We start from the raw sequence: 13,773 nt of genomic DNA on the forward strand, positions 1-13,773 counted from the left end.
GCCCGGTACGTCATGGTGCCCGGGAGCTGGTTCACGCCGCTCCCGGCAGTTATCAGGTGCCCGTCCTGTCGGAGGTTTCACGCCGTTCTCGTCAGCCGTCACCAGGAGTTCTGTCAGCCTCCCCGCCTGAGTGCTGAGGCGAGAGGGCGACGGCCCCGTCCCCCGATCTGCGGCGGCTGACGCGGGGATCGGAAGGCTCGCGCGGAGTGGCCGGAACCAGGCGCCCACCACCACAAGATATATAACGATGCGGTAACGCGCAGGGTGTAGGACCGGTAGGGTTCATCTCGGGAAACGCCTTCCGTCGCATGTCTTCCGTCGCGCGCTCCATGACCTGACCTGTCCCAGCGTCAGCTCATGCGTCGGAGACTTCGCGGCGACATGGGTGTCGCTCGTGTCCTGTGAAAGCGGGAAATCACTGTGAGCCATCCCCCCACTTCCGTCAGCGAGTACTCGCTCGTTGTCGCGGAACGGGTCGAATCCGCCGACGACGTGGTCTCTCTCATCCTCCGCCACCCTGATGGCGAGTCGCTCCCGGAGTGGCGACCCGGCGCCCACATCGACCTGCTGCTCGACGGCGGCCTGGTCCGCCACTACTCGCTGTGCGGTGACCCCGGTGACCGTTCGTCGTGGCGCATCGGCGTGCTGCGCGTCCCGGAGGGGCGCGGTGGATCGGCATATGTGCAGGGCAAGTTGCACGCCGGAACGCCGGTGCGGGTGCGGGGACCGCGCAACAACTTCGCGCTCCGGCCGGCCGGGCGCTACCTGTTCGTGGCGGGCGGCATCGGCATCACGCCCGTGCTGCCGATGATCGCCGCGGCCGAGGCCGCGGGGGCGGACTGGCGGCTGCTGTACGGCGGCCGGTCCCGCTCCTCGATGGCCTTCCTGGACGAACTGGCCGCGTACGGCGAAGCGGTGACTGTCCATCCGCAGGACCGGCACGGCCTCCTCGACCTCGACGGCTACCTCGGCGAACCGGACCCCGGAACCCTGGTCTACTGCTGCGGCCCCGAACCGCTGCTCGCCGCGGTCGAGGATCGATGCCGCGCGTGGCCGCCCGGAGCGCTGCGCGTGGAACGGTTCCAGGCCAGGGAACAGGAAGAGACGGCGGCGGACGCCGGGGCGTTCGAGGTGCTCCTCTCCCGGTCCGGACACTCCCTTCAAGTGCCGCCGGGAAAGAGCGTGTTGGAGACGGTGTGGGCGGCCGGTGTCTCCGTGCTCTTCTCCTGCGCCGAGGGGATCTGCGGCACGTGCGAGACCGAGGTGCTGGAGGGCGAGCCCGACCACCGGGACTCCGTGCTCAGCGCGGAGGAGCGGGAGTCCGGCGAGACGATGATGATCTGCGTCTCCCGCTCCCGCAGCCCCCGGCTGGTCCTCGACCTGTGACGGCGCCCTCTTCCGCCGCATCTGCGCGACGCACACCTCTGCGCCAAACGAAGTGCATGCCCATGCCCATGCCTGTCGGAGAACCCGGAGAGTTCCATGCCAGTTCCTGAAAACGTCGACTTGAGTCATCTCAGCGCCCCGGCGGGCGGCTCCCAGCAGTTGACCGGGCACCTTGCCCGGCCCGAGGGGCCGGGGCCGTGGCCCGGTGTCGTCGTCGTTCACGAGGCCCTCGGCGTTGACGACGTCATGCTGCGGCAGGCGGAGCGGCTCGCCCGAGCCGGTTATCTGGCCCTGATGCCGGACCTGTTCACGCAGGGCGGCGTCCGGCGCTGTCTGGTGCCGACCATGCGGGCATCGCGGTCCGGCCACGGCCGGGCCTACCAGGACATCGAGGCGGCCCGGACCTTTCTCACAGAGAGCCCGGACTGCACCGGAGCGGTGGGCATCATCGGCTTCTGCATGGGCGGTGCCTTCGCCCTGATGTCCGCGGGGCGCGGGAGCTTCGACGCGGCCTCCGCCAACTACGGGATGCTCCCCGAGCAACTGGACCGGGTACTGGCCGGGGCCTGCCCGGTCGTCGCGAGCTACGGCGGACGGGACCGGATGCTCAAGGGCGCCGCGGCGGAACTGGACTCGGCGCTGGAGCGGCTCGGCGTCGTCCACGACGTGAAGGAGTACCCGCAGGCCGGGCACGCCTTCCTGAACGACACGGAGGTCGGACCGCGCCCGCTGCGGCCGCTGCTCCGCGTGACCGGCATGGGACCCCACCCGGAGGCCGCCGCCGACGCGTGGCGGCGCATCGAGACCTTCTTCGACACCCATCTCAAGCAGCCGACGACTTCCGGCTGACCCCGGGGCACGTACCCGTATCCCCGATGTCCTCGGCACCACCGGAGCGCCCGATCGTCGGGCGTTCACCTCACACGAGAGTGGAGTTCATGAGCACCACACAGTCAGAGCAGGCAACCCAGGTGGCGGACGGGGAGAAAGGCTGGAGCGTCGATGACCGCTGTCTGAACTGCAACATCGCCCGGCAGATCGCCCCCGGCATGATCGGCTTCAAGGAGGGCGGGGAGTACGGCGGCCTGTCGACCGTCATCCGTCAGCCGGAGACCGAGGCCGATGTCGAGCTGATGTACCTGGCCGCGCACGCCTGCCCCACCCGGTCCGTACACCCGCCGGCCGACCGGTGGGACGAGGACTCGGATCCGTACCCGCTGGCGCTGGACGAGGACGAGACCGTCTTCCTCTGCGGGCACGCCTCCCCGCAGACCTACGGCGCCACCTCGTACCTCCTGCGCCGTCCCGACGGCACCGCGATGATGATCGACACCCCGCGCTGGCGGCCCGCCCTGGCCCGCCGCTACGAGCAGAAGGTCGGCAGGATCACCGACGTCCTGATCACCCACCTCGACCACGTCGCGCACGCCCGTAAATACGCCGACGCCTTCAAGGCCCGGCTGTGGATCCACGAGGGGGACCTGCACTCCCTCCCCTCGGCCGACCACATCATCCGGGGCACGGAACCCGTCGAGATCGGGCCCGGCGTCATCGCCCATCCCTTCCCCGGGCACACCGCGGGCTCCACGCTCTTCATCGCGGACGAAAAGTTCTGCTTCACCGGCGACGCGTTCTTCTGGTCGAACAGCCAGCAGACCCTCGAAGTGGCCCACAGCGTCGTCTACGACTCGATCAAGACCCTTGCCGAGTCGGTGGCCCGCGGGGCCGAGGAACTGACCTTCGAGTGGGTCCTGCCCGGCCACGGCGATCTGCACCACCTCCCCGCCGACGAGATGCGGGAACGGATGCGCGGCCTCGGCCGCCGCGCCGCGACCTACCCCGCGGAGCCGATCGACTACGGGGCGGTCCGCTACTGACCGGTCGGCCAGGGGCCCAGGGGCGGGCGCGAGGACCCGCCCCTGGGCCCACACCGCACGCGTACTCCGTGACACCTCACACCCGGAAACGATCCGAAGGACTGGCTGAGCAGCAACCATGAGCGACACAACGAACACGACAGCGAGCGGGCCCGGATCACATACCACCGGCCCGTGGGCGGCGCTGGCCGCCCTGTCGCTGGGACTGTTCATGATCGTGGTGGACACCTCGATCGTGTCGGTGGCCGTGCCGGCCATGGTGCGCGGCCTCGGCACCGGTCTCAACGCGGTGGTGTGGGTCACCAGCGTCTACCTGCTCGCGTACGCCGTCCCCATGCTGTTCACCAGCCGGCTCGGCGACCGTTACGGCCCCAAGCGGGTCTTCGTCGCCGGGCTGGCCGTGTTCACCGCGGCCTCCCTGGGCGCCGGGCTCTCCACGGGCGCTGCCGCCACGAACTCCTCGACCGGACCTTGATCTGGAACGAGCACCACCTCCGCCGCGCGCTTCGCGAGTTCGAGCAGCACCACAACGCGCACCGGCCCCACCAGGCGATGAACCAGGCGGCACCCCTACGCGCCGTCCCCGAACCGCTCGACCCCGGACAGATCACCCGCCCGGACATACGCCGCACAGACCGCCTCGGCGAAGTCATCCACGAGTACCGACACGCCGCCTGAACTGCACGGATGAGGTTTCCGGCAGGCGCACTGCTGCCGCTGCAGCAACCAGTGGCTCGAACCTGAGATCAGCCGCGCCGACTTCGACGCCCTGATCGCCATCCCGGACGGGACGACCTACCTCAGCGTCGAGCAGGGCCTCGCCGCGCTTGGATTCGATGGGGCCTTCGCCGGAACCTACCTGGACTAGGCCACTCATCTGTCGGTTCAATCAGCCTTCTGGCCGCCCGCCCTTGCCCCGAAGTCACGCCCGTCCGTCCTCGACGACTGCCCTATCCATCGTGCCGCGAGCCGGTGTTTCAGCGTACGGCGCGACGGCTGCCGCGATCAGGCCGCAAGACAGATACGAGGTCAAGGTATGGAAGTCGAGCGATCCGATGCGGCAGTCCTCATGACGGTCTACCGGAAACCGATCCCCCAGGTGCCGAGGTACCGCGACGAGGTCCCCCACGTCCGCCAGGTCGACCCAAGTGTCGGCGCCGGTCGGCCGGCTTCCCAGACCGTACTCCGGAGCCGGCTCAAGGCGTTCGAAGACTCCGCCTGCGAGACCGAGCGGGGAACCCAACGTGAGGAAGCACTCTACGCGCAGGTCGGGGTAGGCATGCAGGGCCTCGTACGCCACCACGGACCCAAGCGAGTGTGCGATCAAGACGGTAGGGGCGTGCCGACGCATCTCGTCCGCTACGGCTTCCCGCGAGGCGGCGCGGGCGACAGGATTGCTGAAGTACCGGTGCACCTCACGTGCGAAGGTCACCGCGGCCCGCGCAAGTTGTACGGCCAGCTTCCCGTTCCTCCGAGCGAGCCAGTCGAGGGCCTGGCGCAGCGGGACCGTGGCCAATCCCTGAGCTTCGGCCGGACGCGGGACACCCGCAGCCACCGCCCAGGCCCAGGCGATCGCGGCTTCGTCCTCGGTGAGGGAAGCGATATCGGAAGCCCCCTGGGCTTCGCCCGGCAGCAGGCGGTTCGCGTAGTAGGCGACCCACAGATCCGGTACGGGAAGGTGGCCGAGCCCCGCGTCGTGGTAGCCGGCTGCAAGGGCGGGACGCCAGATGTCGGCCAGTCTCTCGGCTGCCTGGTGGCGGGTCCGCGGGCCCTGATGGTTCCCAATTCCGTGTACGACGAGGACCGTCATTCCCGAGTTTCCTCTTCCTTCTGCCGCTGGCCAGGCCCTTCGGGGTAGGCGTGCACGCTGAAGGCAGGCTGGGAGTGCCATTCACCGTCGCCCAGGCTGATCTGAAAGGTCTGAGGTTCCAGGAAGACGGTGTCGAAGCCCTCCCGTTCCAGGATGTCGGCAGTGAAGCCGAGAAGGTCTTCAGCTCCCGCCTCGCGGGGGAACGCACCGAGTCCCACGTGGGTCGGCTGCACGCCTTTGTTCCAGTCTTCAAGGGTGTAGAGGTCCCAGCCGGACGCTGCCGCGTCGCCGCAGAGCAGCTCGCCGTCCGTCCAGGCGAGCACATGGGTATGCCGTACCGGCCCATGGTCCTGGCCGGGGTCTGCCGCAGGCTGCGCCGGTGCGGGCCCGAACAAAGCGACGTCGGTCCGGTTCTCGTTGGCGTCGGATAGGAACGTGACGGCGGCGTGCCTGCCGTGAACGCTTACCGCGCGCACATACCCCGGAACCATTGCGGGACCGCCAGCCTCCACGCCACCGTCGCGAGTCCAACTGCGCAGGGTCTTGTCCTCGCCCCCACTCACCAGCACCGCTTCCCCGGCCTCCGATTGAAAGGCGAGTCCGGTAACCGAACCCCGATGGGCCTTCCAGAGGCGAAGGCACTCGCCGGTACGGGCCGACCAGAGGCCGATCCGTCCGTCCTTGAATCCCACAGCGACGATTGGCTGCTGAGTATCGGCGAGGCAGGCCAATCCCTCGGTACTCCGGGGCTCCAGGGCGATGGTGAGTGGCTGGTCTTGGGCCGCGGACTCCCACACCGTGAGCGTGTCGCCCATGCCGAGGGCGGCGACGACACGGCCTCCGGCCGCCTCGCCGTAGACGACTGCGCGGACCTCCCCGGGTGCTCCCTGCAGAGTCTGGAGCGGAGCAAGGAGGTCGGTGTGCCATACCTGTACGGCACCCGATGCCGTTCCGATGATCACTGTTGAGCCGGAGCCGTTGGTCATGGCTGTGACGGCGTCCGGCAGGGGCTCGGTGCATCCCGTCCGCTCTTCGTCCTCGATGCTCCAGCACTCAAGGGCGCTGTCACGGTTAGCGAACACGATGCACGGCTTCCCCTCAACCGTGACCACCGCGGACTTCTTGAGGCGCCCCAGACCCGCGAGACGGTCGAGCTCGCGGCCGCTCTCAGGGTCCCAAAGGATGGCTGTGCCGTAGTCGTCGACGGTGAGCAGCGCGGGGCGGCCGTCCAATGCCGTCCAGCCCAGGGTTCTGACCATGCCCGGCCACTCGTGCCCCGCGCGGGGATCAAGGTCCAGGTCCCAACAGCGCACAAAGCCGTCGCGGTGGGCTGAAACGGCGAGTGTTCTGCGCCCTACACGGGCCACGGAGGCTCTGGTCACGTGCCGGTCCTGTGGCAGCGTGACCATGTTGACCTCATCTGGCCCTGTGCGCAGCACCCACATGTTGGACTGATGAGCGACAAGGCGGTGCTTGAGCTGCCAGTCCTCTGCGTCGCGGATCACCAGTTCAAAGTCCCAACCGGAAGTCGTCGCCACCGCTCGGCCGTTGACCTCGCTGTATTCCACGGTGTCCATGGGCGAGACCGGGTCGTCGCCCGTGGGATCAGGCTCATCTGCATAGACGGCGAACTGTGGCCAACCTTCACGGTCGGCGATCCGAACGATTCCGGTGATGGGACGGCGGTCAACATGTTCGTGGAATGGGTTGACCAGTTCAGCCCCGTCGTCCAGCCGCACGGAGGTGAAGGCGCCGTCCGCCCGCCCCCACACCACATGGGCGGGTTCCACGTCAGCTACCACGACTCCCGCAGTGATCTGGGCACCTGGCAGCTCCGTCGTACGCAGCAAGCGACCCGTGGTCCGGTCCCACACACACACACATTCTCTCCCGGTCGCAGCAGGTGACAATCAGAGAGGCGTCCTCTACCTCAGCGAACAGGACGTGCCGCACCGCCTTCTCGTGGCCTCGACTTGTGTCGTACAGATGGTGCGGACCTTCCTGGAGCAGCAGGAACAAGCGAATTCGGCCCGTCGAGTCCCCCAGAGCCACGATCGGAGCGTCGCCTTCACCGCCTAGAGCGAGGGCAGTCACATCGAGGCCCGCGTCTTCCGTGCTAAGCGATGAGTCGTCCGGAGACTCCCCAGCATCCGCCGCGGTGAGCACATGCATGAGGTTGGTCCGGGTCACCCGGCCGGTGGCCCATAGCGGCCACCAGACGGGCGGCTCCCCTGCGAAAACCTCCTGGCCCACGGCTTGTGCGAGCACGGGCATGCCGAGCCGGGTCAGGTTCAGCGGGAGCACCTCGGCCCGCAGCGCGATGCCGTTCCCGATCTCGAAGGAGTTCGAACCGGGGTGTGCGCTCCACAGGTGGGCCTGGGCGGCTCTACGCGCGCTGCGGGAGCCAGAGGCGGAGTGGTGCCGGGAGACGCCGGCGGGATCGGCACGGGCCAGGAAACCCGGATCCAGCAGCAGCCGGTCCAATGCGCCCGGTTCGGCGCTGTCAACCGCGTGGTCGGGCAAATGACGCAGAAGGTAGGGGGAGGCGAGTTCCCAGAGGAGCGGGCCGTCCGGGGTTCCGCCGGCCCGGGGGATGACGTCCAGCAGGCCGGCGAACACCTGTCCCACCGACAGCGTCGGCAGGCTGCTGCTCGGCTCGCTGAAATACTCGTTCAGGCTCTGGTGGAAGAAGCGGTAGAGCCGACGTCCGTCGCTGTCGATACCGGTGCGAAGGTAGTAGGCCAGGTCCGCCAGTAGATCGCTGACCTCATCTCGAGTCGGCAGCCGGTCGTCGCCGTCATCATGCCGGAGGCTTGAGAGGACGACCGTGTGGATCAGGTCACGGGGCATTCCGCCACCGCGGGCATGTGCGACGGCGGAGAGGACGTGCGCTGCCCAGGGGCGTTCCACGAGCTGTTCTGCCACATGGAGCCGGAGCATGGCCGACAGGTCGCGCGGGGTGCGTTCACCCAGGGCGGCGGCCTCTTCCACGGTCGCCACCCCCTTCCCGCTGAGGTACTCGACGTACAGTGCGGCCAGCAAGAACGCCGACTGCGGCACAGATTTCAGGGCAGCTCCGATGCCCCGCACCAGCGGTGTGCGCAGGGCCTCGTCAGAGAACTGCGGCTGACCGGCGAGCAGATCGTCGGCGTATCTCCTCAGATCGTTCTCCAGTTGGCCCGACAGGGTCGACACATCGAGGTCCAAGAGTAGTTCGTCGGCATCACCCCCCGGTGTGTGCCGCCTGCCGAGGAGCACTCGGCAGGCCCGGCTGCCGTCGCTGCGCTTCCGGGCAAGCAGAGCCGCCAGAAAGTAACTCACGGCCGCAGGGGCGACGGCCTCGTCCAAAGCGTCGCACACGAGGATCACCGGGTCCCGGGTGGCCGCGATTCGCTCCACGAAAAGAACCGGGGTCCAGGTCTTGCCCACGCCCGGGGTAAGACCCAGCTGCGCCGCCATCGAAGCAATGATCTGAAGAGTGTCGCGTTGCCGGGCGTGCACTCCGACGAGGCCCGCATAGCGCCGCGCGGGGCGGTGGCCCGCGTCGATCCGGCTCAGCAGATGCCTTCCCAGCGGGGTGAGTTCAGGGTGGGCCAGGCAGACGACCACTCCAAGCAGCGAGGACTTCCCCGCCCCCGGACCTCCCGTCACCACCAGGAACGGATCAGGGCTTTCCAGCCAGTTCCGGATCCGAATCAGTTCCTGGTGACGCCCACTGAAGAGACATCCATCGAAGGCGGCCCGCCCTGGAGTCGCGCCCGAAGCACGGGTGAAGAAGTGAGTGGGGTCCAGGACTGGATCGTACTGGGTCGCGATCTCCCAGAGAGCAACGTCGAGACGCCTGCGCAACGCCGCATGCGGGTCAGAGGCGTAAGCAGGGTTGGCGAAGAACGGGGGCTGCTCGGCAAGCGCGGTCAGCCGAGGTGTACGCACAACCGTCTGCTTGTAGTCCGCACCCTGCGCGAAGAGTTGACGCTGCACTTCCTCGGCGACCGTCTCCACCGGAACATGCCGCAACGTCGGGGAGATGTCCCAGCGCCCTTCGTGTAAGCGCTCCAGCACTGAGGTCACTGCCTTGGTGAAACGGGCATCGAAAGCCTTCTCGTCGTGAGCGCAGGCTCCGATGACCCAGGTTCGCCGAGCCGCGTCCGCCACTGGATCTGCCAGTTGATAGAGGACGGCGGCACCAGCCCCGCAGACATCGAGCAGCAGCAATGTCGGGGGAGCTTGCGGCGTGTGCTCAACCTCGTCGAGCCAACGCGAGACGTTGACGGCGGTGGTGGGAAGTCGGCCGGGGTCGCTGTCACCGACCGGCAGATAGAGTGCGCCGCTCCGTTGGGCACCGTGCCCGGCGAAGTGCACGATCACCGGTTCGCAAGAATCTAAGTCGTCGCCTGCCTCCTGCAACTTCCGCCAAGCGCCCTCCAGTTCAGTCAGTCCGGGATTGACCCACGTAACGGGACCGAGTGGCGTCCAGCCCGTCAGCCGGGAGGCTGTGTCGGCGAGTTGCCGAATCGCTGGAGGAACGCTCGGCAGCGGCAGGAACGGTTCGGGGCTCGACGGATTCCATTCGCCGACCGGCTCGCCGTCATAGTCCCCGACACCCACGATCAGAATCCGCACCAAGGTCCCGCCAACCCCCGTTTCAGGCCCCTCCACTTACGTCCGCCTGAGATGGTACCTAGGAAGGAGAGAGCCGTGACGCGGAAGTGCCCGCCGCCCGGCTCTTGTGATATGCGGATCGGAAAGATGCAATCGCCTGAGCGGAGCCCCAACGCCGAGGAGCGCCACCGACATGTCGGTGGCGCTCCTCGGTCGTAGAAGGGATCAGCCGCGGTCGCCGGTCTTCGGCAGCTAGATGATTGAGTCCAAGGGGTGTTGTCGCGGTCAGTGATCGTATGCGGTCAGCGATCGTTTGGTGGGTTGTCCGGTCTTGTCGTTGTGCCAGATCGCGGTGGTCAGCGCGAGGATGCGGGACAGGACCCGCACGGTGACGCCCGTTGGGCTCTTGGCGCCGTGTCGCTTCAGGTCAAGCTGTCCCTTGAGGGTCTGGTTGATCGACTCGATGGTCTGTCGCAGCGGCTTGAACAGGTGCGCCACGGCCCGTTCGGGTTCGCCCTTGCGGGCCGGACGCAGCAGCTCCAGGTGACGTTCGGTGAGGTCGTGCTCGAAGTCGCGTCCGTAGTAGTTCTTGTCGCCGATGATCGTCTGCCCGGGATGGCTGGCCCGGACCTCGGGCGCGGAGTCGAGCATGTCGCGCAGGGTCTCGCGTTCGTCGGCCTTCGCGCCGGTGGGCGCGAACAGGACCGGCAGTCCGCCCAGCGTGCAGACCAGGTGGAGGCGCAGACCCCAGAAGTACCGGGAGTGCGACGCGCAGTAGCCGTACTCCGCCCAGCCGGCCAGTTCCGAGCGTTTCGCGGTCTCCCGCGAGCAGCCGCAGCCGACCGGCGTGGAGTCGACCACCCACACGTCGTCGGTCCACAGCGAGGTGTCCTGAGCCAGAACCCTGATCATGTGCCTGACCAGCTCACACGCGCCGCGCAACCGCTTGTTGTAGCCGGACTGCTGCGGCAGATACGGGAACAGGTGGCGAAAGTCCCGGCCCGCGCGGCGCAGCCACCGCCGCTCGGAGGTACAGCCGAGCAGCGCCGACATCACCGCCAGGGTTACCAGCTCGGCGTCACTGAGCGTGGGCGCGATCCCGGTCGCCGGACGCCACGGGGCCAACCACGGCGAAGCCTTCAACTTGTCGTCGATCCGGGCATAGAGTGCTGTCGCGAGGGTGTCCAGGTTTGTCTTCACACACTGACCATGGGCGCCCTCGCGCCATGTCCGCAGGCAAACCCTTGGACTCATTCATCTAGCTAGTGCTGTGACCGGGAAGGTTCACCGGGTTGGGTCGCGCTGATGACTCCCTCCGGCTCGGATGGGATCCGGGGGCGCAGCCCATGATGGCGATTCTTGAGAGGACGACCGACGTTGCCCCTCGCCTCACTTGATCTGGTTATCAACGGCTCGGGATGATTGGCATGCGTGATATTGGCGGCGATCCGGTGTTGCCTGGTCGATGAGGCAGGAGGGTGTGTCCCGGCCCTGCTCAAGGCTGTTCGGTGCTGGTTCGGAGCAGCCCTACGACTCCGCGGGGGTGTTCGGTCGTGTCGCATATCGGTGGCGCATGGCGTCGCTGGCTGCGGGACCCGCGGTGAAGACATAGGTGTCGCTGTCGTCGAGCCGGCGGCCGGTCTTGGCGTCGACGACGACGGGCTCGACTTCCGCGCCGCTGTGCATGTCGATGAGGATCATGCTGCGTTCGGCCGGTGTGAGGCGGGAGTTGCCCCATGCGGCCAGGGCGACGATCACCGGTCGGAGGGAGTGCCCGAGTTCGGTGAGGACGTACTCGTGGCGTACGGGGTTGGTCTGGTAGGGCCGGCGCTGCAGTAGTCCGTCGGCGACGAGGGTTTTCAGCCGGGTGGTGAGCATGCTGGAGGAGATGCCCAGGCTCGCCTGGAACTGGTCGAAGCGCGTGTAGCCGTCGAAGGCGTCGTGGAGGATCAGCAGCGTCCACCACTCGCCTACGTGTTCCACCGTCGTGGACAGTGGGCACTCCCGGTCCTCCAGCCTGATCCGGCTTGCCATGGTGGCCATCCTCTCGGTTACTGCTAAAGTCGAAGTTAGTAGCTTCTATTTTAGCATTAATGACGGGAGCGGTGCCTTCTGCGCCCGCACCCGGGAACGGAGCACACCGTGACCACATCCATCAGCGAATCCCTCGAAGGCCGACGCGCTCTGGTCACCGGCGGTACCAAGGGCACCGGAGCCGCCATCGCCCGACGCCTTGCCCAGGCCAGCGCGACCGTGCTGGTCACGGCTCGTAGCCGCCCCGACGACGTCGAGGAGAAGGCGTTCATCCCCGCCGACCTGTCCAGCGCCCAGGGCGCCTCTCACGTGGCCGCCGAGGTGGACGCCCGCGCGGGAGGCGTCGACATCCTGGTCAACAGCCTCGGCGGGTCCGAGGCGCCGGCCGGAGGGTTCGCCGCGCTCGGCGAGGACGACTGGGCCAGGGAGCTGAACACGAACCTGCTGGCCGCCGTCCGCCTGGACCGCGCACTCCTGCCGCACATGATCGCCACAGGTAAGGGCGTGATCGTGCACGTCACCTCGATCCAGCGCCGCATGCCGCTGTGGAACGGAACCCTGGCCTACGCCGCCGCCAAGGCCGCCCTGACCACCTACAGCAAGGGCCTGGCCAACGAAGTCGCCCCGCACGGCATCCGCGTCAACACCGTCTCGCCCGGTTTCGTGCAGACCTCGGCCGCCGACAACCTCGTCGCCCGGATCGCCCACGACGCCGACATCACGCAGGAAGCGGCGCTGGGCCGGCTCATGGACTCCCTGGGCGGCATCCCGCTCGGCCGTCCCAACCGGCCCGAGGAAGTCGCCGAGCTCGTCGCCTTCCTCGTCTCCGACCGCGCCTCGGCCATCGTCGGCGCCGAACACGTCATCGACGGCGGCACCACCCCCACCGTCTAACCCGCCACCACCCCAAGGAGCGTCATGCGCGACAACCAGCCCCGCACCATCAGCCCGGACACCCTGCCCGAGGTGATCACCCGCTACCTGACAGCGCACCGAGCCCACGACACCGCCACCGCACTCACGGCGTTCACCCGCGAAGCCACAGTGATCGACGACGGCAACACCTACGAGGGCATCGAGGCGATCGGGGAATGGCTCGACCGATCGGCCACCGAATTCACCTACACCATCCACCTCGCCAGCGCGCAGCAGACCGACGCAACCCGCTACATCGCCACCCACCACCTCGAAGGCAACTTCCCCGGCGGGACCATCGATCTGCGCTACCAGTTCACACTCCGCGACGGCCTCATCGAACGCCTCGTCATCGAACCCTGAGTCCCTGCCGGCGCCACCCGTTGCCGCCTCAGGCGAGAAGCCTCGCTCGCCCCGCAATCTCGGCGACTCACCTTCCTGCCAGGTCAGGCCGCCAATCACAGGGGCCGTCCGCCCCAGCGGATGCCTTTCTCGCTGCGGATGCGGGCGCGTTCCTTGCGTTCGGCGGCCAGGACGTCGCGGTGGCGAGCGTTGGCGTTGCGCCACCGGAGGTAGGCGTGCAGGGCCCGGGTCTGAACGGTGTGGTTGGGGTGATTGGAGTTGGCGATGGTGAACTGCCGCAGCGGTCCGAAGTGGGCCTCGATCGGGTTCGCCCAGGAGGCGTAGGTCGGGGTGAAGCACAGCTCGACCTTGTGCTTCTTCGCCCAGCAGCTGATGCCAGTGCCTTTATGGGCGGACAGATTGTCCAGGATCACGTAGATCGGGGCACCGTCGGGCCGGGCGGCACGGATCGACTTCAGCGCGGCCAGCGTATTGGTGGCGCCCTTCCTGCGGCGGTTGACGCCCCACAGGGTGTCGTCGCCGACCGAGTAGCAGCCGTGGAAATAGCGCACGCCGTGCGTGCGGTGGTATGTGGCGGGCAGCCGGTCAGGGTGTTTCCGCTCGGCCCAGCCCGAGCCGGCAGTGGGCCGGATCCCGAGCGGGCCGAACTCATCGAAGGCGAACGCCCGGTCCGGGAAGCGGCCAAGGGGGTCTTGACCCTTGATCCTGGACACACGAGACACTGGATCCTGAGGATCTGAGAACGGACATCTCGTGGTCATGAAGAACTATCCGCCGCAGTTCAAG

At 67.9% G+C, this 13,773-nt stretch carries 11 protein-coding genes and 1 pseudogene; 6 read left to right on the forward strand and 6 right to left on the reverse strand.

What is annotated here, in order from left to right; genetic code table 11:
• Nucleotides 1–420: 420 nt before the first annotated feature.
• The 4 genes from IF11_RS0134855 (at nucleotide 421) to IF11_RS0134870 (ending at nucleotide 3,738) form a co-directional block, all read left to right on the forward strand.
• Complete coding sequence (locus IF11_RS0134855) at nucleotides 421–1,386, forward strand: PDR/VanB family oxidoreductase (protein ID WP_030355821.1); 966 nt, start codon at nucleotides 421–423, stop codon at nucleotides 1,384–1,386.
• A gap of 96 nt (nucleotides 1,387–1,482) precedes the next feature.
• Complete coding sequence (locus tag IF11_RS0134860; RefSeq protein WP_030355822.1) at nucleotides 1,483–2,235, forward strand: dienelactone hydrolase family protein; 753 nt, start codon at nucleotides 1,483–1,485, stop codon at nucleotides 2,233–2,235.
• Nucleotides 2,236–2,324: 89 nt separating this feature from the next.
• A complete protein-coding gene (locus IF11_RS0134865) occupies nucleotides 2,325–3,263 on the forward strand; it encodes an MBL fold metallo-hydrolase (RefSeq protein WP_030355823.1) in 939 nt (312 codons plus the stop codon).
• Nucleotides 3,264–3,381: 118 nt separating this feature from the next.
• Nucleotides 3,382–3,738 (forward strand): MFS transporter, encoded by a 357-nt coding sequence (locus tag IF11_RS0134870; protein ID WP_030355824.1) that lies wholly within the window; start codon nucleotides 3,382–3,384, stop codon nucleotides 3,736–3,738.
• Between the two features lie 447 nt (nucleotides 3,739–4,185).
• On the opposite strand, the gene IF11_RS0134880 is transcribed toward IF11_RS0134870, so the two are convergent.
• The 5 genes from IF11_RS0134880 to IF11_RS0134900 form a co-directional block, all read right to left on the reverse strand.
• Nucleotides 4,186–5,073, reverse strand: a complete 888-nt coding sequence (locus IF11_RS0134880; RefSeq protein ID WP_051746468.1) for a hypothetical protein — start codon at nucleotides 5,071–5,073, stop codon at nucleotides 4,186–4,188.
• Nucleotides 5,070–6,863 (reverse strand): WD40 repeat domain-containing protein, encoded by a 1,794-nt coding sequence (locus tag IF11_RS0134885; protein WP_133243185.1) that lies wholly within the window; start codon nucleotides 6,861–6,863, stop codon nucleotides 5,070–5,072. Before IF11_RS0134885 ends, IF11_RS0134880 begins: the two co-directional genes overlap by 4 nt.
• Before the next feature lies 1 nt (nucleotide 6,864).
• The gene (locus IF11_RS0134890; RefSeq protein ID WP_133243184.1) at nucleotides 6,865–9,696 is read right to left on the reverse strand and encodes a P-loop domain-containing protein; all 2,832 of its coding nucleotides are present in this window, start codon (nucleotides 9,694–9,696) and stop codon (nucleotides 6,865–6,867) included.
• A 264-nt stretch (nucleotides 9,697–9,960) separates the two neighbouring features.
• On the reverse strand, nucleotides 9,961–10,875 hold the full coding sequence (locus tag IF11_RS0134895; RefSeq protein WP_030355828.1) for an IS982 family transposase: 915 nt from the start codon (nucleotides 10,873–10,875) through the stop codon (nucleotides 9,961–9,963).
• Nucleotides 10,876–11,202: 327 nt separating this feature from the next.
• The gene (locus IF11_RS0134900; RefSeq protein WP_030355829.1) at nucleotides 11,203–11,709 is read right to left on the reverse strand and encodes a winged helix-turn-helix transcriptional regulator; all 507 of its coding nucleotides are present in this window, start codon (nucleotides 11,707–11,709) and stop codon (nucleotides 11,203–11,205) included.
• Between the two features lie 108 nt (nucleotides 11,710–11,817).
• On the opposite strand from IF11_RS0134900, the gene IF11_RS0134905 reads away from it, so the two are divergent.
• Nucleotides 11,818–12,603: an SDR family oxidoreductase gene (locus IF11_RS0134905; RefSeq protein ID WP_030355830.1), complete on the forward strand. Its 786-nt coding sequence runs from the start codon at nucleotides 11,818–11,820 to the stop codon at nucleotides 12,601–12,603.
• A 24-nt stretch (nucleotides 12,604–12,627) separates the two neighbouring features.
• Nucleotides 12,628–12,987, forward strand: a complete 360-nt coding sequence (locus tag IF11_RS0134910; protein WP_030355831.1) for a nuclear transport factor 2 family protein — start codon at nucleotides 12,628–12,630, stop codon at nucleotides 12,985–12,987.
• A 95-nt stretch (nucleotides 12,988–13,082) separates the two neighbouring features.
• Here the strand turns inward: IF11_RS0134910 and IF11_RS0134915 are convergent.
• Nucleotides 13,083–13,673, reverse strand: a pseudogene (locus tag IF11_RS0134915) (transposase); the annotation flags it as partial.
• Between the last annotated feature and the right edge of the window lie 100 nt (nucleotides 13,674–13,773).

The organism is Streptomyces scopuliridis RB72 (genome assembly GCF_000718095.1).
GTDB lineage: Bacteria > Actinomycetota > Actinomycetes > Streptomycetales > Streptomycetaceae > Streptomyces > Streptomyces scopuliridis.

Coding starts and splice junctions, on each gene's coding strand:
- IF11_RS0134910 (WP_030355831.1), top strand. CDS start 12,628: ATGCGCGACAACCAGCCCCGCACCATCAGCCCGGACACCCTGCCCGAG.
- IF11_RS0134860 (WP_030355822.1), top strand. CDS start 1,483: ATGCCAGTTCCTGAAAACGTCGACTTGAGTCATCTCAGCGCCCCGGCG.
- IF11_RS0134880 (WP_051746468.1), bottom strand. CDS start 5,073: ATGACGGTCCTCGTCGTACACGGAATTGGGAACCATCAGGGCCCGCGG.
- IF11_RS0134865 (WP_030355823.1), top strand. CDS start 2,325: ATGAGCACCACACAGTCAGAGCAGGCAACCCAGGTGGCGGACGGGGAG.
- IF11_RS0134900 (WP_030355829.1), bottom strand. CDS start 11,709: ATGGCAAGCCGGATCAGGCTGGAGGACCGGGAGTGCCCACTGTCCACG.
- IF11_RS0134870 (WP_030355824.1), top strand. CDS start 3,382: ATGAGCGACACAACGAACACGACAGCGAGCGGGCCCGGATCACATACC.